The sequence below is a fragment of the Desulfovibrio sp. 1188_IL3213 genome (genome assembly GCF_036763145.1).
GTDB lineage: Bacteria > Desulfobacterota > Desulfovibrionia > Desulfovibrionales > Desulfovibrionaceae > Desulfovibrio.
The window spans coordinates 1-1153 of sequence record NZ_JBAIYR010000592.1 but is presented as its reverse complement, the minus strand read 5'-3'; the positions used below and the strand labels follow the sequence as shown (position 1 = coordinate 1153).

Here is a 1153-nt window from a genome sequence, read left to right as displayed (position 1 = left end):
ATTCCGTGGCGGGCGGCACGGGCGACAGCGTCACCCTCACCGCCACCGGCAAGGACGGTCAGGGCATCGCCATGCAGGCCACAAACGGCGGTAAAAACATCATCACCACCGGCGCCGGCGACGACAGAGTGACCATCAACGGCAAAATCCTTGGCGATGCCAGCAGCCGCAACGAAATCGACCTGGGCGGCGGCGACAACACCCTTACTCTCAACGGCAAGGTCGAGCAGGGCAGCCTGAATGTGTCCGTCGACAACGGCGGAACCTACACCCTGGTATTGCAAGCCGATACCCCAGCAGACTTTGTGGAGCACTACGGGGCATGGCTCACCGACATAGTGAACGGCAATCTTATTGATGGGCTTTCAGAGGTCGTATTTTACGGGCTGGACCCCAATAACCTGCCTTCTGAGACAAGCTTCGAGAACCTTCTGAACACCCTCAACAGTGCAGGCGTCGACTATTCCTTCCAGCCTCCGGAGAGTGCCCCCCAGGGGGACTCCCCCAGCCCCTTCAGTTTCGCGATGCCTGCGGAAACCGGCGCGGAGCACCATACGCAGGACGCGCAGCATGCCGCCGGACATGACGGCATGCAGGATTCGCCCCTGGCCGATCACGACGGCCCGGCCCTCATGACAGACCACATAACAGGCGACAGCCCGGAGACCATCTTCAGCGCGCAGCCGGACAATACCGCGCATGCGGAGGTTCCCGGGGCAGACGCTCTTGGGGCGGATACTCTTGATGACGCCACGGCCCTGGCGCACTTCAGTGAAGACGCGGACGGACAGGTGCAGCCGCTTTTCGCCTTCCTGAGCGACCCTGCCGACATGTCCCCAGGCACGCCCGCAGACATGCTCACAGACCTGCCAGACCTGCCGGATCTGTTTGAAGAAGGGGATGATGCCCTGCACAACGGCTATCTCGGCAATGAGGGGGGCGACGGCAGCGACTTTGCCGAACTGTACCCCCCCGTCACCCTGACCTACGGCGATGAAAGCCTCGACAGCCTGTTCGCGGCCACGGACGGGCAGGACACAGAACAGGACGGCACCGGCCTTTTCGGAGAAACCGGTCTGCACGACATGGGCCTGACCAACATGAACGCGGCTCTTGACCAGAGTCACCTTGCCGGGCCTGCGGCCCCCGATGC

General features: G+C 62.8%; 1 protein-coding gene. It reads left to right on the top strand.

Features of this window, described 5'->3' with window-relative positions; translation table 11 throughout:
- Window positions 1-1153: hypothetical protein (locus tag V6C16_RS13855; protein ID WP_333543506.1), on the top strand; the 1153-nt coding region annotated here is incomplete at both ends.